The sequence below is a fragment of the Enterococcus pernyi genome, from assembly GCF_045371165.1.
Lineage (GTDB): Bacteria > Bacillota > Bacilli > Lactobacillales > Enterococcaceae > Enterococcus_B > Enterococcus_B pernyi.
Map to the genome: position 1 here is coordinate 58,027 of NZ_JBIQDM010000008.1, position 17,314 is coordinate 75,340.

The window sequence follows — 17,314 nt, forward strand, 5'->3', positions numbered from 1 at the left end:
CACGCTCCTAATATAGATTTCTAATCACGATCACCGTTTCAGAACTAGGTTTCGCATTCATCTTTTCTGCTTTTTCTTCAAGGGTGTAACCAGTAAACTGTTCGTGGGTCAATTCATCTTCAACGACAAACTGTTGCGCATGTTCGATTTCGAACGCATCAGGGGCGATTTCTTGGATACTGTCCCATCCGGTATCCAAAAAGATTTTAGTGTCATCCGTCACGTGTTCTGTTTTTTCAAATGCTGCAATTTGTTTTTTTAACATCCCCAACGTCATGATTTCTATCTTCTCTTCCATCTTTCATCCTCCTTCTATCTATAATTATTGTACCGAACTACAAGAAAAGATGATAGTCGAATTTGATATTTTTCTTTCGTCCATCCCAATTAGATATATACCAATTTATTTTTTTGTCTTTTTTATTGACAAACCTCACACATTAACGTTATGATTTTAGATGTTTCCAAAGAAAATAATAACAGGAGGATAATTAGACCAATACGGAATAGCGCCAGGTCTGTTTTAACAGATGACGAGGAAAGGGTTGATCGAAGGATTCGGCGGATGGCCCTAGGGACTGCATCCTAAAAAGAAACATAAAAACTACCTGTGAAGGTAGAACAAAAGGTTTCTTACGCAGTTGGAAACGCTAATATCAAGTTTATAACAGAAAGTAGGATGTTTTTTTATGTGCGGAATTGTTGGAATGATTGGATTAGAGAACGTGACACCAGGGTTGATCAATGGTTTAGAAAAATTAGAATATCGCGGGTATGATTCGGCGGGTATCTTTGTCTCAAATGGAAAACAGGACCATTTAGTCAAAGCACGCGGTAGAATCCAAAACCTTAAAGATAAATTATCTCCAGAAACCACTGGTACAGCAGGTATCGGTCATACAAGATGGGCAACTCATGGGGAACCCGCTGAGAAAAATGCGCACCCCCACCACTCACAAAGCGGACGTTTTGTTTTAGTCCACAATGGGGTGATTGAAAATTTTGAAGAATTGAAACAACAATACGTAGCCACTGATGACTTCATCGGCGAAACAGATACGGAAATCGTTGTTCATTTGATTGAAAAATTCGTGGAAGAAACGCAAGATACACAAGAAGGATTTAGAAAAGCGCTAGAAGTCATCGAAGGTTCTTACGCTTTTGCCTTGATGGATCGCACAGCTCCTGAAACAATTTTCGTTGCCAAAAACAAAAGCCCTTTATTGATCGGTAAAGGCCAAGGATTCAATGTGATCGCAAGTGACGCGATGGCGATGCTTGCTTACACTAAAGAATTTATTGAAATCGAAGACCAAGAAATGGTGATCGTTCAAGCAGATAATATCACGATCCAAACAATGACTGGTATGATCATAGAACGTGATTCTTATGAAGCACAAGTAGATGCTTCTGACATTGAAAAAGGAACATACCCTTACTATATGTTGAAAGAAATCGACGAGCAGCCGATCATCATGCGTAAAATCGCGCAAACCTATGTGAATGAGGACAATGAAATTCCTTTAGATCACAAATTGATGGATGAACTGTTAGCAAGTGACCGTATTTACATCGTGGCATGCGGCACAAGTTATCATGCAGGATTAGCGAGCAAGCATTTCTTCGAACAAATGACTGACATTCCAGTAGAAGTCCATTTGGCCAGTGAGTTTGGTTATACCATGCCTTTATTATCGAAAAAACCATTCTTTATCTTTTTAAGTCAAAGTGGCGAAACCGCTGATAGTCGTCAGGTGTTAGTCAAGATCAATCAATTAGGTCATCCTTCATTGACGATCACGAACGTTGCTGGTTCTACGTTATCAAGAGAAGCTGGCTTCACTCTGTTGCTACATGCAGGTCCGGAGATCGCTGTTGCTTCAACTAAAGCATATACTGCTCAAATCGCTGTACTAGCTTTACTTGCAAAAGCAGTCGGTGATCAAAAAGGCAATAAACGTTCATTGACATTTGATGTAGCGCATGAATTGAGTATGGTAGCGAATGCGATGGAAACAGTAATTACCCAAAAAGATGAACTCCAAGAACTAGCTGCGGAATTCTTGAATGACACGCGCAACGCTTTTTATATCGGTCGTAGCAACGATCACGATGTCGCTTTAGAAGCTGCTTTGAAACTAAAAGAAATCAGCTATATCCAAGCAGAAGGTTTTGCTGCCGGTGAATTGAAACACGGTACCATTGCACTGATTGAAGAAGGCACACCAGTAATTGGGATTATTAGTGAGGAAATCACAGGGGCTCATACACGTGGCAACTTAAAAGAAGTTGAAAGTCGTGGTGCAAAAACCTTAGTGATCGCGGCACATGGATTAGAAAAAGAAACGGATCAATTAGTGATTCCTGCTGTCCATCCATACCTTTCTCCTCTTGCCATGGTCATCCCGATGCAATTGCTTGCTTATTACGCTACCCTATTGCGTGGATTCGATGTAGACAAACCAAGAAACTTAGCTAAATCAGTCACGGTTGAATAATTGTCCGATTAAAAAATAAGTAATCAATAGCAAAAAATCCAGTGAGAAAAACGAAAAGTTTGTTTTCTCACTGGTTTTTTTATTGTAGTTCGATAAGTTATTTCCACCTCACACACTTATTAAAAGCCAATAATGCTAAGAAACTAAAAATCAAAATCAAACTAATACTCCATAAAAATGCTTGCTTTAATGTTGGATTTGGAAGACCTAGTAGCAACCCTCGAAGTGCTTGGATGATTGGTGTCATCGGTTGGTACTCAGCAAATAGTCTGATCGCTGTAGGCATATTTTCAGTCGGTGCGAATCCTGAACTTAAATAAGGTAAGATGGTAGTCAGGAGAGTAAATAAGCTTGCCATTTCTGATGATTTCGCTAATAACCCAAACAAGGCCGAAATCCAAGTAAAGGCAAGGATAAAACAAAGAATGAGCAACCAAACAAGTAGCCATTTTGCAAAGGTGGCGTTTGGATGAAAACCGATGAGCAATGCCACGGCTGATACGACAAAACTGCTCATCACACTTCTAAAGGCAGCTGCAAATACATGTCCATTTAGAAATGCTCCCCTTGAAAGATTTAGTGTTAGGAGTCGTTCAACCATACCAGAACGGACATCTTGGTTAATGACTAACCCGACGACAGAAGCACTTTGAGCAATACATTGGACTAACACTCCGGGCAAAACAAAATCAACATAAGATAGCTCACCTACATCCATCGCTCCTCCAAGTACATAAACAAAAAGCAACATCAATATCACTGGGGTTAGTAGTCCACCGATAAATGTTTCCAGGCTACGAAAAGATAATTTAATATTACGTTTAAATAATGTATTTGTTTCTATGATTGCTTTCAATTAGACCACTCCTTGTACTAATTTTAAAAAGATGTCTTCTAAAGATGCATTTTTCTGCTGGAAATTTGTGATCCTGATCGGTAATCGTTTTAACTCGTTCAGAAGATCAACTGAATCATTGAAATGATCCCCTACATTGACAGTCACAGAAAGTTTTTCTTCATTTTTTGTCAGTAGTCGTCGTTTAAAATGTGCAGAAAGTAGATTAAAATCCTCTATGGTCAATACATTGATCTCCATTTTCTGTTTGTCATATGTGCTTTTGATCATTTGTGGCGTAGCATTCACAATGATTTTACCTTCATGTAATATAGCCACTTTATCTGCAAGATACTCTGCTTCTTCCAAATATTGCGTAGTCAAAAAAATAGTCCGCCCTGATATTGCGGTTTCTTTGATCAATTGCCACGTTGCGATTCGGTTCTGGGGGTCCAAGCCTGTTGTCGGTTCATCGAGAAAAATCACTTGCGGATCACCGATAAAACTCATCGCTATATCTAAACGTCTTCGCATTCCACCTGAATAATTTTTAACTAGTTCTTGGCTGTATATTTGCAAATCAAACCGTTTCAATAAGTCACTGACAACCTTGTGCTTATCTTTCACATGACGAAGAGCTGCAATCATTTTCATATTCTCGTAACCTGTCAACATCTCATCAACTGCGGCAAACTGTCCAGTCAGACTAATAGCTTCTCGCACTTTAACTCCGTCTTTCAGTAGATCATGTTCATTGATTCGAACTTGCCCTCCATCAAAAGGAAGAATCGTAGTCAAAATTTTACAAAGTGTTGACTTTCCAGCCCCATTAGAGCCTAAAAGAACAAAAATTTCACCACGTTTAACCGTAAAATCTACGCCTTTTAATACTTGTTTTTTACCAAAATCTTTTTTTAGATCAATACTTTCGATTATTTTTTCTTTTTGCATGGCTTCTTCCTCGTTTCTATAAGATAATTCAACTATATATAAAATTAGAAGTATTATTTATTTTAGTTCAATATATTGAAAAGAAGGTGCGCGTATGAAAAGTTACGGAAAAACAATTAAAGAAATTCGCTTAAGTAAAGGGATTTTACTTAAAGGACTGGCGGATAAACAGCTATCGATGTCTCTTCTTTCTCAGTTTGAAAATGAGAAATCAACGATCTCATGCGAGAGATTCCATCACTTATTGTCAAAGTTAGAAGTAACATTTGATGAATTTATATTGATGCAAACTGAGAATACTTTTTCTGCTTCACAATTGGCGATTATCGAATATATGGAATATATGTATATCGAAACAATCCAAGACTGGATAAAGTTAGAAGAACAGTATGAAAAATTGTATATTTATTATCAAGAAAATTATTCTTTAGAATTGGATCATGTGTTACAATTATTTCGTTTTGATTTGGCAATGAAAAAGGAGATTATTCAAGATACGCCTGTCCTTGAAGCATATAAAAAACATAATCATTACTTAGAACCTGCCAAACACTATTTATTGAATACTGATACTTGGGGTATCTACGAGTTAAAATTATTCGCCCGTATCTCTATAGCAATTGAACCTTCTCTATTATTTCGTTGCTTGAAAATTGCGGTCAAGAAAAGTCAGCGTTTATCCAAAATACCGGGAAATAAAGATATTCTCTATCAAACCTTTACAACAATATTTTCGGTCTTTTGTTTCTTCGAAGAAGTAGCTTACGCTAAAGAAACATTCAAACTATGGAAAACATGGGTCTTTAAAGAAGAGCACATCGAACAAGCCATTTTTATTCCTTTTTATGAAGGTTGGATTGCTTTTTTAGAAAACGATGTGTCTCTTGCTGATCGAATGATGGAACAATCACTCCATCATTTAGAAACATTAGGCATGTCAAAGTCGTTAAAAGGTTACCGAATTTTCAAACAACTCATTCTAACCAATGAATTCCCCGGAATCATTGTAAATGATCCCCTATTTGGCGATTTTTTAGATATCAAAAATTACTAAAGAACGTGCATTTGATCAAAAGAAAAGAGAATCAACATCCTCTACTTGAGGGTTGATTCTCTCATCGTACGTTTTAATCGATTCCAATCTCAGCTTTGACAACTGCTGCGATTTTGTCAACATAATAGTTTACTTTTTCATCAGATGGTGCTTCTGCCATCACGCGTAGTAATGGTTCTGTTCCGGAAGGGCGAACTAAGATACGTCCTTCACCGGCCATTTCAGCTTCTGCTTCTTCAATGACTTGTTTGATTGCAGGAACTTCCATTGCACCGTTTTTGTTACTTACACGGATATTGACTAATTTTTGCGGATAGATCGTTACTTCTGCTGCTAATTCTGATAATTTTTTACCAGTTTGTTTCATGATATTCAACAATTGGATCCCAGAAAGCATACCATCTCCTGTTGTATTGAAATCTAAGAAGATCATATGACCAGACTGTTCGCCACCGAAGTTGTAGTCATTTTTACGCATTTCTTCGACCACATAGCGGTCGCCCACTTGTGTCACAACATCTTTCAAACCGATTTCTTCGACCGCTTTATGGAAGCCGAGGTTACTCATGACCGTTGTAACGATCGTATCTTTTTTCAGACGATTTTTAGCTGACAAATATTTCGCACAGATAAACATGATCTTATCGCCATCTACGATATTTCCTAATTCATCCACCGCAATGATACGGTCGCCGTCGCCGTCAAAGGCAAGACCGACGTCTGCTCCTTTTTCTACTACCATTTCTGCTAGACGCTCAGGATGCGTTGATCCGACACCGTCATTGATGTTCAAGCCATTCGGATTTGTTCCCATCGTGTAGAAATCAGTTTCCAAATCAGCAAACAAGCGATTGACAGATGTTGCTGTTGCACCATTTGCCGCATCTACACAGACCGTTAAGCCCGAAAGATCGCCGTTGATCGTCTGTACTAAGAATTGTGAATATTTCAGCAACCCTTCTGGGAACTCTTCGACTGTACCTAATCCCTCAGCAGAAGGTCGTGGTAATTCATCGACTTCCGCATCTAACAATGCTTCGATTTCTAATTCTTGGTCATCATCTAATTTAAATCCATCTGCACCAAAAAACTTGATGCCGTTATCTTGAGCTGGATTGTGTGAAGCAGAAATCATGACACCTGCGCTTGCTTTTTGCAAACGTGTCAAGTAAGCCACTCCTGGTGTAGAGATCACACCTAATTGAAAAACTTCGATCCCGACAGATAACAGACCAGAAACTAACGCTTCTTCAAGCATTTGACCTGAAATTCTTGTGTCACGTCCAACCAATACACGTGGACGTTTTCCATCTTTCTCATGTTGGCTCAGTACATAACCGCCGCAACGTCCTAATTTGAAGGCCAATTCCGGTGTTAGTTCTTTATTCGCTTCTCCACGGACACCGTCCGTTCCAAAATATTTACCCATAGCTGTAAATTTGCTCCTTTAACTTAATTTTCCGATGAATCCTCTTGACTATTCGGTTGACTACTTGATTGTGTTGTCTCACTTGATGATTCATTCGACCCTTCACTCGATGTTGACTGCGTCTCTTCAGACTGACGTGTCGTCGATGACGAAGAGTTCGCAGGTGTCGACCCTGCACCAGAAGTTGTACTTCCTCCCGAATTTCCGGAATTTCCCGAATTAGAACGGCTAGTGTTTTCCGTGCTTGTTTTCAGGACCGGTGTAATCTCAACATCGATTGAAGGTGGTGTGATACTAAGTCCACTCTCTACCGGAATATCAATATTTCTTGTCGTCCGGTGGACGATCCCAGAAATATCGATTGGTATCGTGATGCTATTTCCTAGTTGAGCCAGTTGACTCTCTGAACCAGTGACTTCTGCTTCAATGTCAGAGAAACTGAAATCGTAACTCTCCACATTATCTGCGGGGGTCCCTTGTGCTGTTCCATAAAGTCGAATCGTTTTCGTAGGCTTTGTTACCGTTGCTTTTGCAGTGACTTGCACTGGATCTGAAACAATACTTAAAGGTTCTCCTGCACTATTCAATGCTTGTACAGTGACTCTCGTATCGACCCCATCGTCCGTGATCATCGCAGGTTCGATCCTCGCTACGACCTGTTGGATCTCTTCCAGTGTCTGATCGCCAGTCGTGACCGTCACTTTTTTTGGTGATAATTCAAGGTCATTCAATTCGAATCCAGCTGGAGTTGATTCTGTTGTGAGTAAAGGCGTGACCTCAAATTCTTTTGTCACTTTTTTCTCGATAGTCACTGTGATCGTATCCGGCTCTAGTTTTGCTTTGACTGCACTGCTCAGATTTCTGATTTTCAATGGTACTTCATGTGTTCCTTCACCTAAACCAGTGAGATCTGCTGTCACCCGAAACATTCTTGTATCTTCAATTGCTTCGGCATTCAACTGAACACGATTGGCACTGGACAACTTCGCTGTGACCGTACTCTCATATCCATGGATATAATATTGATCCGTATCGTATAAAAGTTGTACTGACACATCAGAAACGTTTTGCGTATAGGCTTCATTTCCTGACAGCGTGTCTTGGACAGATTGTCCATTTGCATTAAAATACAGCACAATACTGAATAATAACGCAACAAACGCATATAAGATACTTTTACGCCTCTCTTTTGAGATCATTTGTGATCCCCTCCTTTAGTCATCACGTCTAAGAAGGTTTGGAGCGTATTTTTATTTTTGTTTTTTTCTTCGACGATCAAATTTTTACGCAAGATCGTCAAATATTCTTCTTGAGATAAGCCAGGCATCAATTGGTTATCCAACGTAATGCTGACATCTCCTGTTTCTTCTGAGACAACGATCGTAATCGCATCGCTCGCCTCACTGACTCCGACAGCCGCTCGGTGACGGGTTCCGAATTCTTTCGGAATCAACATACTTTCAGATAAAGGCAAGTAGGCACTGGCTACTGCAATTTTTCCATCTTTTACGATCACTGCACCATCATGCAGCGGTGTATTCGGAATAAAAATATTGATCAGTAATTCGCCAGTGATATCGGCATCTAAAGCAATCCCTGTTTCGATATATTCATCCAACCCGGTGTGGCGTTCGATCGTGATCAAGGCACCGATTTTACGTTTGGACATATATTGGATCGCTTTGTCGAAAGAAAGGATCATCTGTTCATCTTCTTGCTTCTCACTCTTCGATTGTTTGAAAAGTGAGCTACGACCGAGGTGTTCTAATCCACGCCGTATCTCTGGTTGAAAAATGACGATAGCCGCAATCACACCATACGTGATCACTTGATTCATCAACCAAGATAAGGTATGTAGACCAATAATCTCGGCTAAGATCCGAATAACAACAAAAATCCCTACCCCTTTTAGCAATTGGATTGCTTTTGTTCCTCGCAATAGTTGAATGAGTTTATAAACTAAATACCAAACAACCAATACATCGAGTATGTTCACCAAAAAATTCTGAGAAAACAAGTCACCGGAAAACATTTGTCGCCAATAGTCTAAATTAAAAAGTTCTCCGATTTGAAATGACATAGACAGCCTCTCTTCTCTTTTGAGATTTCCTCTTTAGTATATCATATGTTTCCTCAGAAGAGACTTATCTGCTTGGAATTTCCTAACAAAAACCAATTTTTTTCAAGAAATTTACATTTTCCATTTATTCACCAATAAGTTATTCTATTTCCTTGGATCGTTTCGTTTTATCATTCTTTGGTTTTTCTTCGTTCCGCTCTAGCGGCACGTCTGGCAGCACGTCTAGCTTCTGCTTCCGGATCAACCGTTCGTCCTTTTTTGACTCTCGGTTTTTCGATCTCTGGACTTTCAGTACCTTCTGTCGGTTCGATCTTCGCTTTGATTTTTTCTAATTGACCAGTCATCGCCGCATAGTTGTAAAACCGTTTTTTCGCATCTTGGATCGTTTTATTGAATAACTGCTCCGCTGCCTGCGGATGAATCGTTTCAAGCGATGAAAAACGGACTTGCTTGCGCATGAAGTCAGCCATCATGGTAAAATCAGGCTTTTTATAGTCTAGCGTCATCGGCGTTTTCTTCTTTTCGATCAATTCAGGATTATAGCGATACAACGACCAATAGCCTGAAGCCACTGCTTCTTTTGCTTCTTTGATCGATTCTTTCATTCCACCTAGTAACCCATGAGCAATACATGGCGTATACGCAATGATCAACGATGGTCCAGGGAATTTTTCTGCTTCTTCAAATGCTTTGATCGTTTGCATTTGATTCGCGCCTGAAGCGATCTGTGCTACATACACATTCCCATACGTCATCGCCATCATGCCTAAATCTTTCTTCGAGGCATATTTCCCATTTGCTGAGAATTTAGCGATTGCTGAAGCAGGTGTAGCTTTCGAGGCTTGTCCACCTGTATTGGAATAGACTTCGTTATCCATGACTAAAATGTTTACATCTGCGCCACTTGCCAAGACGTGATCGATTCCGCCAAAACCGATATCATACGCCCAGCCATCACCACCGATCATCCATTGACTATTTTTGACAAATAGATCTTTTTCTTGGTAGATCGTTTGTAATTCAGGAACAGCTTCAAGCTCATTTTCGATTGCCCCACGTAATTTAGCTGCCCGTTGTTGGGTTCCTTCGCTTTCAAACATATGCGCCAACCAATCTTCCATCAATTCACGTAGTTTTAAGGAGACTTTAGACATCACTTTTTTCATCGTTTCTGCTAAAGCTTCTCTTCTTGTTTGTGCGGCTAAAAGCATCCCATAACCAAATTCAGCATTGTCTTCTAATAATGAATTTGACCACGCAGGTCCTTGCCCACAATCATTTGTGGTAAATGGTGAAGCCGGCACTGCTCCTCCCCAAATAGATGAACAACCTGTCGCGTTGGCGATCATCATACGGTCACCGAACATCTGTGTCAATAGCTTCACGTAAGGCGTTTCCCCACAACCGGAACATGCCCCGGAAAATTCTAATAAAGGTTGATTGAACTGTGTTGATAGCACTGTATTTTTGCCTTTGATCGGATTTTCTTTTTGTCGCAAGGTCATCGCAAATGCCCAGTTGATTGCTTGTTTCTTTTGTTCTTCATAGGGCTTCATCACTAGTGCTTTACCTTTTGCTGGACAAGCTTCAACACATAGGCCACAACCAGTACAGTCTTCGACAGACACTTGGATGCGATACTTCAAACCATCTGGCCCACGCATTTCTCGAACAATGAACCCTTCCGGTGCTTCTTCTAGTTCTTCCTCATCGGCTAAGAATGGTCGAATCGCTGCATGAGGACAAACGAACGAACATTCATTACACATCGTACAGCGCTCACTGATCCATTCAGGTACTTCAAGTGCTACTCCGCGTTTTTCGTAAGCAGTGGTTCCTAAAGGCATATCGCCTCGTGTCATTCCGTTTTCTGCTAAGGTCCTCACTGAGAGCTGATTTCCTTCTTGAGCGTTGATTGGTTCAAGGATGTCTCTGATATAGCGATTTTGAGTATTTTTCTCCTTATCAGGAAGCGCCAATGTTGCCCATTCAGCCGGCACTTCGACTTTATGCAACAATTCCACTGTACGATCGATCGCCTTGATATTTTTTTCAACGATCGCTATTGATTTATGACCATAACTCTTCAAGGCTTCCTCTTTCAAAATCGGTAGGACTTCTTCGAAAGGTATGATATTCGCCAACTTGAAAAATGCTGTTTCCATCGCCGTATTGATCCGCCGACCTAGACCTACTTCTTGCGCCAAACGCATCGCATTGATCGTATAAAATTGGATCTCATTTTCAGCTAAATATCGTTTTAAATGGGTCGGTAGATGCGTAGCTAGTTGTTCGTCTGACCAAAGTGTATTCAATAAGAAAGTCCCTTTAGGTTTCAACCCTTTGACTAAATCATAGCTGTGAAGATAAGCAGGGGTATGACAAGCTACAAAATCGGCATGTTCGACTAAATAGGTCGAACGGATCGGTGTATCGCCAAAACGCAAATGTGAAACAGTCAGACCACCTGATTTTTTTGAATCATAGTAAAAATAGCCTTGTGCGTATTTGTTTGTATGGTCACCAATGATTTTGATCGCTGATTTATTTGCTCCAACTGTTCCATCAGATCCAAATCCCCAGAATTTCGCTTGGAAAGTATTCGCTTCAGTCAAATCAAGTGATGGGCCAACCTCCAAAGAACAGTAAGTTAAATCATCAATGATCCCGATCGTGAAACGTTTCTTCATATCCGTTTTTTCTTTTTTCAATTCATCATATACCGCTACAATCTGATCAGGGGTGACATCTTTTGAACCAATGCCATAACGTCCGCCGATCACTTTCAGATGACGTTCTGCATCATATAACGCACTTTGAACGTCTAATAATAAAGGTTCTCCCCCTGCTCCCGGCTCTTTACTGCGATCTAGAACAGCAATTGCCTTTACGGTATTCGGTAGTTTTTCAATCAATGTTTCAATTGGAAACGGACGATATAAGTGGATATTCAAGAAGCCGACTTTACGACCGTTTTGGTTCAAGTAATCAACTGTTTGTTGGATCGTTTGCGCAACTGATCCCATTGAAATAATGACTTCTTCTGCGTCAGCCGCTCCATAATAAGTGACCAGATCATAAGAAGTTCCTCGAAGTTCATTGATTTTATCCATATACTTTTTCACGATTTGGGGCAAACGATCATAGTATCGGTTGATCGTTTCTCGTTGTTGAAAGTGGATATCAGGGTTTTGATTCGTCCCACTGGTCGTCGGCCGATTAGGATTCATTCCACGTTCACGAAAGGCCTCCAATTTTTCTTGAGGAATCAAAGGAGTTAATTCATCATATTCCAACACTTCGATTTTTTGGATTTCATGACTCGTTCGAAAACCATCAAAAAAGTTAACAAAAGGGATTTCTCCTTCTAAGGAAGCTAGATGCGCAACTGGCGCTAAATCCATCACTTCTTGGACGCTGCTTTCCGCAAGCATCGCAAATCCTGTTTGGCGAGCGGCCATCACATCGCCATGATCACCAAAAATATTCAACGCATTCGTCGTCACCGCTCGACTAGCTACGTGAAAAACACTAGGTAAAAGTTCACCGGCTATCTTATACATATTTGGGATCATCAATAATAATCCTTGTGAAGCAGTGTACGTTGTTGTCAATGCTCCGGTTTTTAATGACCCATGTACGACACCAGCAGCACCAGCTTCTGATTGCATCTCTACGACTTTCACTGGTTGTCCGAAAATATTTTTTTTACCTGAAGCTGCCCATTGATCAACCAGTTCAGCCATTGTTGAACTAGGCGTAATTGGATAGATCGCTGCTAATTCTGTAAAGGCATATGAAATATATGCCGCAGCAGTATTCCCATCCATCGTCTTCATTTTCCGCATGTTTCATCACCTTTGCTCAATTTATCTAAATAATCTTTATTATTATACCGTAAACGAACAAAGAAAACCTCCTAATTTTGAAAGAAAAATCACATGCTAAAGATATGACAGAAATGCTTCGACCAGAATCGACAGGTAAAAAATAAAAAAATAGCTTTTCCCTTCTTACAACTTTTAGCTTTTTAATCTAGGAAATGAGAGATTAACGATTCACACACATTTATTTCTTTGAACAAATCATTGTCTTTTTTAGGGCAAAGTTATTACAATAGAATAAAGAGGTGTTAAAAAATGGATATTTCAATTATTGATGCAACAAAAACAAACAAAACTACTGGAATCATGTACGGAAACGAAAATGCACCAAAACAAATGATCGAATTTGTTAATCTTGCTTGTCCTTATTGTCGACAATGGTTTATCGAATCTTATGACATTTTAGAAGAGGCGGTTCAATCTGGAAGACTCTTACGAATCATCAAATTGTTCGACAAAGAAAAACCTAGTTTACAAAAAGGAAATGTGATGCATCATCATATCACTACGACGGATGGAAAAGTCGCATTAAAACAAATCAAAGCGATTTTCGATGCGCAAGATGAATGGAAACAACTTGATTTAGCCGGCATTGCCGAATATGCAACAGAAACACTTGGTTTAACCGAACAAGAAGACCAAGCAACTACTCAAGCAATCATCGATGAAGCAAATGCTGCTCACATCCAATTCGTCCCTACTGTAATCATCGATGAACATATCTTTGATGAATCGATTACACCAGAAGAATTGAGTGAATTGGTTAAATAATTCATCATTTGATCATTCCTTGATGTTCAAAATCAAAAATAGACCGAAAAGCGATTGGCTTTTTCGGTCTATTTTTTATCGTTGTAGTAACGAAGTATGCTTGGTTGAACGAAACTGTTGCGGCTTTTCTTGGAGGACCCGCTTGATATTCTCTACTTTTGCTTGTCGTTTGATTTCTTTTTCTATTTCCTTGAATTTTTTTAGTTTCTCCACATCATTTTTACGTTCACTGATTTTTTTTATGCTCATTTTATTATTGCGCTTCGAGATGACTCGAACTGACTCTATGCTTACCCCATGTTTCATGGCATTAGTGACCTTATCGAGATACCTAGCATCTGCAAGGATCGCTGATTTTTGTTCATCTGTAATTCAATACTTTTTGTTAGATAATCTTGTCAGTCTTTTCAATGATCGCCTTTTACTGATGACTAATGATTTTTTTACCGAAAGTAGCTGCGCAATTTGGCTGTTTGTTTTTCCTTCCCCAATCATCCGCTTAACATCTTGCGTTTGCTCCTCTGTCAAATAACTATTTGTCCGTTTTTTGATATTGGGATAGTTTACTAGATCCGCTTGAAACGTGATTTGATAGATATTGGTCAAATTAGTATTGAATTGCTTTGCGACAGCTTCTGTTTTCTCCCCGTTATTAAGCTTCGTTAAAATCAGGTGATTTCTAATTGCACAAGTTTTATGGTGATTCAAGTTAAGAGAGAGACCAATTTCGGCCATTGATTTCCTTTTTTTTAATTCCTCCATAAATTTGGCACATGCTTCAACTGAAAACAACGTCAGTGGCTCAGTTTTATTCTCTTTCTTATCTTTTTTCATGGGCTGTTTTACTGCTCGATTATGATAAACGACTTTCTGAAGTGCAGTAGTTTTCATATTGAACTTTCTAGCTAAGATCCTTGCTTTGATTCCACCCTCGCGATAATACAAAATTCGCTGATTCCTAAGTTTTCTTAGTTCATCAACAGGTGTATAAAATCGCTTGCTGATTTCTACTAGTGGCTGCCTTTGCTCGAATGCTTGTTCAATATGACGCGTGCGTGTCCGAATCACAAATTTTTGGTTGATATTCAATTGCTGGGCAATGATTCTTGTTGGCTTTCCTTGTTCTAAGCTCGCGACAATTGCTTGTTCTTGTCGATTGATATTTTTTAGCCATTTCTTACTTTCTTTTGTGACATGACCTTGCAAGGCAAGTGGTTGGCTAATTTTCTGACGAATACGTAAAACATCTTCAACTGATAATCGAAAAGTAGTGGCAACATCTTCTGGATGAGTCATTTGTAATCGTCTTAAAATGGCTTGTTCTCGTATCTTTTCTACACTACTCTCTGCCAATCTCCACCTGTGTGCAACTTCTTTGATGGTCAATTTTTGAACTAACTTTTTCTCGATCATATGATTTCGAATAGTAAGTATCTGTTGATGCTCCATATGTAGCTTTTTAGCGAGATCATTCTTTGAAGCACCGTTTATTAGATGATGTTTGATATAGTTATTGCGTACCTCTCGAATTTGATCTAGCGACATATTCAATCGGTGAGCGATTATTTCCATACGCGTACCTTTTTTGATCTGTCGTATAATTTCTCTTTTTATAACGAATCTGACCTGCCAAAGAGTAAGGTGATGTTTTTTTATGATATATGCGTTCGTTTTGCGATGTCTTATTTCCGCTAATACGTCTTGTTTTTTTCGATTGCTTGCGTACGTATTTGAAATCTTCTTTTGGATGTCACTACCTGTTTTTCATAATCACTCATTTACAGTTTCCTCCTAACTTGTTTGTTTCATTCTCTCGTTATAGGAGTATTTCTTTGATCGATCTTTCTTTTTTTCAACATATGCTAAAAAGAGATCAAGGGAATGATTCTACTTCGTCTTGATCAAAAAGAGTGCTAATGCTCTTTAGAATACTGTCCATTACTCGTATCTATTTATTCACGTTGTGTCATCAATTTCGTTTTTGGCATTTTTTCTTTTTGAATAATTTGCTGGATATTGCGGATTTTCGCTTCTTCTTTCACCTTAGTAAGTAGTTCATCCATCTTTTGTAGTGCCTTCATTTTTGCTGTTTTTCGTCTTTCTTGGATTTCTCTCCCCTTGATTTCTTCAAACCTAGTAGCCAAAACGCGGATGGTCGACTCACTAACCCCTGATTTCGAAGAATTCACAAAAGGAGTCATGTAGTTTAGGTCTTGCATGATCTGCTTTTTTTGTTCTTTTGTGACTCGATGCTTCATCTTGATTGTTCCTTTTTGTGATTTCATTTTTGTTTGCACACATCTGACCAGCGAGTCTTTGATTCCTAGTACTTCAGAGATTTTTCTGAGCGTCATCTTGCGATTGAGGCAGTTTCTAACTGTTTGCACTTGTTCAGGTGTCAAATAATCTAAAGTACGTCGTTTGATATTTGGAAATTCTGCCAGATTTGCTCGGAAAATAACTTCACGAACATTTTTGATATCCATTTTGAATTCTTCTGCGACCGCTTGAGTGGATTCTCCACTGTTCAATTTTGTTAATATCCCATGATTTCTCACTTTATAGATCAGGGGGACGATTACTCCTAATTCTTTTCCCAAAGCCTTCGTTATTTTTGTTTCTTTGATTCGTTTCAGAATTTCTTGTCTTGTCTCATCAGACACTACTGAAATATCAAATGTTTTTCGAGAGCTTGCTGTAGTATGATCAAGCTTACTAGAAGCATTATTCCGACACAAAATCGATCCAACTCTGGATAATGACACATTAAATCTTTTTGAAAGAAGACTACTCGTTTTCCCTTGATCGCTTTGTATCAATAGACGAACATCTCTTAGTCGATAGAGTTCCTCGATTCCAATGTGGAATCGCTGACTGATTTCTTGGCCAGTCTATCCAGCTTCGAATGATTTTTCGATTTCCCGATTACGGATATCAATGACTGCTCGTTGACTGATCATTAATTCTTGTGCTACAGCTTTTGTTGTTTTGCTTTCTTCAAGTAAACTTAGCATCTTCGCTTTGCGTTCCTCTAATTGATCCAAGAGATTTTTGTTCGCGGAAGACAACTCTTTTGTCTTACTATTTGATTCTAGCGAACGTTGCTTGATCAAAAATACTTGTTCCATTGATAAATTGAAATCTCTGGCAATTTCTTCAGGATGTTGTTCTTTCAATCGTTCGATAATCTGTTCATTTCTGATTGAACAAATTTTATTGACTGATAACTGTGAATCTTTTGCTACTTCTGTTAAACTCGATCCTTTTATTGCGAATCTGCAAGATTTGTTTTTCACTCATCTGAAATTCAGCTGCTAATGCTGCTATCTCTCCATTTTTTGCTAATGCGGTATAAATATAATCATTTCGATACTTACGAACTTGTGAGACTGTCAATTTCAACCGATAGGCAATTTTTTTTTGGCTTTTTTGCCCGATAATCTCTTGGATTGCCAGCTTTTTCTTGGTTGTATAGAGGCGCTCTCTGCTGATTTGATACTTGTTCATGATGTCTTTTTCCAACTGACCTGATATTAACTCACGATAAATGGCTTGATCACGCTTTTCTTTTAGGTCTCTTGTAGGATATAGTTCATCTATTTTACGTTTCTTACTTTTATGTGCTTCTTCCATAATGCAATCTCCTCCTCACTATCACTAATTTACATTCATTATAAGTACCTAAACTTTAGATTCAGGCCCATTTTTAAGAAAAAGAAAAAAAAGTGGTCTGACATCTATCCTCTTGCTTCGATGGACCCTAAAAGCAAAAGACAAATTAGTCAAACCACAATATGTTTATATTTCCATTA

Annotated in this window: 15 protein-coding genes; 3 read left to right on the forward strand and 12 right to left on the reverse strand. The window is 38.9% G+C overall.

Features of this window, described 5'->3' with window-relative positions:
* Positions 1-7: 7 nt before the first annotated feature.
* The gene (locus ACH0AK_RS10360; protein ID WP_226076926.1) at positions 8-298 is read right to left on the reverse strand and encodes a hypothetical protein; all 291 of its coding nucleotides are present in this window, start codon (positions 296-298) and stop codon (positions 8-10) included.
* Between the two features lie 391 nt (positions 299-689).
* On the opposite strand from ACH0AK_RS10360, the gene glmS reads away from it, so the two are divergent.
* A complete protein-coding gene (glmS, locus tag ACH0AK_RS10365) occupies positions 690-2,498 on the forward strand; it encodes a glutamine--fructose-6-phosphate transaminase (isomerizing) (RefSeq protein WP_499796886.1) in 1,809 nt (602 codons plus the stop codon).
* A gap of 97 nt (positions 2,499-2,595) precedes the next feature.
* Here glmS and ACH0AK_RS10370 read toward each other — a convergent pair whose 3' ends face one another.
* The gene (locus tag ACH0AK_RS10370; protein WP_226076928.1) at positions 2,596-3,354 is read right to left on the reverse strand and encodes an ABC transporter permease; all 759 of its coding nucleotides are present in this window, start codon (positions 3,352-3,354) and stop codon (positions 2,596-2,598) included.
* A complete protein-coding gene (locus ACH0AK_RS10375) occupies positions 3,355-4,284 on the reverse strand; it encodes an ATP-binding cassette domain-containing protein (protein WP_137072521.1) in 930 nt (309 codons plus the stop codon).
* A 94-nt stretch (positions 4,285-4,378) separates the two neighbouring features.
* Here ACH0AK_RS10375 and ACH0AK_RS10380 point away from each other — a divergent pair, with 94 nt between their 5' ends.
* Positions 4,379-5,338: an Rgg/GadR/MutR family transcriptional regulator gene (locus ACH0AK_RS10380; protein WP_023519811.1), complete on the forward strand. Its 960-nt coding sequence runs from the start codon at positions 4,379-4,381 to the stop codon at positions 5,336-5,338.
* Positions 5,339-5,411: 73 nt separating this feature from the next.
* On the opposite strand, the gene glmM is transcribed toward ACH0AK_RS10380, so the two are convergent.
* The 4 genes from glmM to nifJ form a co-directional block, all read right to left on the reverse strand.
* A complete protein-coding gene (glmM, locus tag ACH0AK_RS10385) occupies positions 5,412-6,767 on the reverse strand; it encodes a phosphoglucosamine mutase (RefSeq protein WP_010735243.1) in 1,356 nt (451 codons plus the stop codon).
* Between the two features lie 23 nt (positions 6,768-6,790).
* Entirely contained in the window at positions 6,791-7,966 is a 1,176-nt protein-coding gene (locus ACH0AK_RS10390) for a CdaR family protein (protein WP_137072525.1), read from the reverse strand.
* Entirely contained in the window at positions 7,963-8,847 is an 885-nt protein-coding gene (gene cdaA / locus ACH0AK_RS10395; protein ID WP_010735241.1) for a diadenylate cyclase CdaA, read from the reverse strand. The genes ACH0AK_RS10390 and cdaA overlap by 4 nt, the downstream gene beginning before the upstream one ends.
* Before the next feature lie 170 nt (positions 8,848-9,017).
* Positions 9,018-12,695, reverse strand: a complete 3,678-nt coding sequence (gene nifJ / locus ACH0AK_RS10400; RefSeq protein ID WP_226076930.1) for a pyruvate:ferredoxin (flavodoxin) oxidoreductase — start codon at positions 12,693-12,695, stop codon at positions 9,018-9,020.
* A 291-nt stretch (positions 12,696-12,986) separates the two neighbouring features.
* Between nifJ and ACH0AK_RS10405 the strand changes: the two genes are divergently transcribed.
* Positions 12,987-13,502, forward strand: a complete 516-nt coding sequence (locus tag ACH0AK_RS10405) for a DsbA family protein (RefSeq protein WP_010735239.1) — start codon at positions 12,987-12,989, stop codon at positions 13,500-13,502.
* Between the two features lie 75 nt (positions 13,503-13,577).
* Here the strand turns inward: ACH0AK_RS10405 and ACH0AK_RS10410 are convergent, their stop codons facing one another.
* From ACH0AK_RS10410 to ACH0AK_RS10430, 5 genes are all read right to left on the reverse strand, one after another.
* Entirely contained in the window at positions 13,578-13,751 is a 174-nt protein-coding gene (locus tag ACH0AK_RS10410; protein ID WP_153829763.1) for a hypothetical protein, read from the reverse strand.
* Positions 13,752-13,874: 123 nt separating this feature from the next.
* Positions 13,875-15,074, reverse strand: coding sequence for a hypothetical protein (locus tag ACH0AK_RS10415; protein WP_226076932.1), 1,200 nt, complete (start codon positions 15,072-15,074; stop codon positions 13,875-13,877).
* 380 nt (positions 15,075-15,454) lie between these two features.
* The gene (locus ACH0AK_RS10420) at positions 15,455-16,267 is read right to left on the reverse strand and encodes a hypothetical protein (RefSeq protein ID WP_226076934.1); all 813 of its coding nucleotides are present in this window, start codon (positions 16,265-16,267) and stop codon (positions 15,455-15,457) included.
* A 126-nt stretch (positions 16,268-16,393) separates the two neighbouring features.
* Positions 16,394-16,678: a helix-turn-helix domain-containing protein gene (locus ACH0AK_RS10425; protein WP_023519818.1), complete on the reverse strand. Its 285-nt coding sequence runs from the start codon at positions 16,676-16,678 to the stop codon at positions 16,394-16,396.
* A gap of 37 nt (positions 16,679-16,715) precedes the next feature.
* Entirely contained in the window at positions 16,716-17,135 is a 420-nt protein-coding gene (locus ACH0AK_RS10430) for a hypothetical protein (protein ID WP_010735235.1), read from the reverse strand.
* Positions 17,136-17,314 lie beyond the last annotated feature (179 nt).

Bases quoted from the DNA above. Each gene is read 5' to 3' on its own strand.
- ACH0AK_RS10360 (WP_226076926.1), bottom strand. From the start codon at position 298: ATGGAAGAGAAGATAGAAATCATGACGTTGGGGATGTTAAAAAAACAA.
- glmS (WP_499796886.1), top strand. From the start codon at position 690: ATGTGCGGAATTGTTGGAATGATTGGATTAGAGAACGTGACACCAGGG.
- ACH0AK_RS10375 (WP_137072521.1), bottom strand. From the start codon at position 4,284: ATGCAAAAAGAAAAAATAATCGAAAGTATTGATCTAAAAAAAGATTTT.
- ACH0AK_RS10380 (WP_023519811.1), top strand. From the start codon at position 4,379: ATGAAAAGTTACGGAAAAACAATTAAAGAAATTCGCTTAAGTAAAGGG.
- glmM (WP_010735243.1), bottom strand. From the start codon at position 6,767: ATGGGTAAATATTTTGGAACGGACGGTGTCCGTGGAGAAGCGAATAAA.
- ACH0AK_RS10390 (WP_137072525.1), bottom strand. From the start codon at position 7,966: ATGATCTCAAAAGAGAGGCGTAAAAGTATCTTATATGCGTTTGTTGCG.
- cdaA (WP_010735241.1), bottom strand. From the start codon at position 8,847: ATGTCATTTCAAATCGGAGAACTTTTTAATTTAGACTATTGGCGACAA.
- nifJ (WP_226076930.1), bottom strand. From the start codon at position 12,695: ATGCGGAAAATGAAGACGATGGATGGGAATACTGCTGCGGCATATATT.
- ACH0AK_RS10405 (WP_010735239.1), top strand. From the start codon at position 12,987: ATGGATATTTCAATTATTGATGCAACAAAAACAAACAAAACTACTGGA.
- ACH0AK_RS10410 (WP_153829763.1), bottom strand. From the start codon at position 13,751: ATGAGCATAAAAAAAATCAGTGAACGTAAAAATGATGTGGAGAAACTA.
- ACH0AK_RS10415 (WP_226076932.1), bottom strand. From the start codon at position 15,074: ATGGAAATAATCGCTCACCGATTGAATATGTCGCTAGATCAAATTCGA.
- ACH0AK_RS10430 (WP_010735235.1), bottom strand. From the start codon at position 17,135: ATGGAAGAAGCACATAAAAGTAAGAAACGTAAAATAGATGAACTATAT.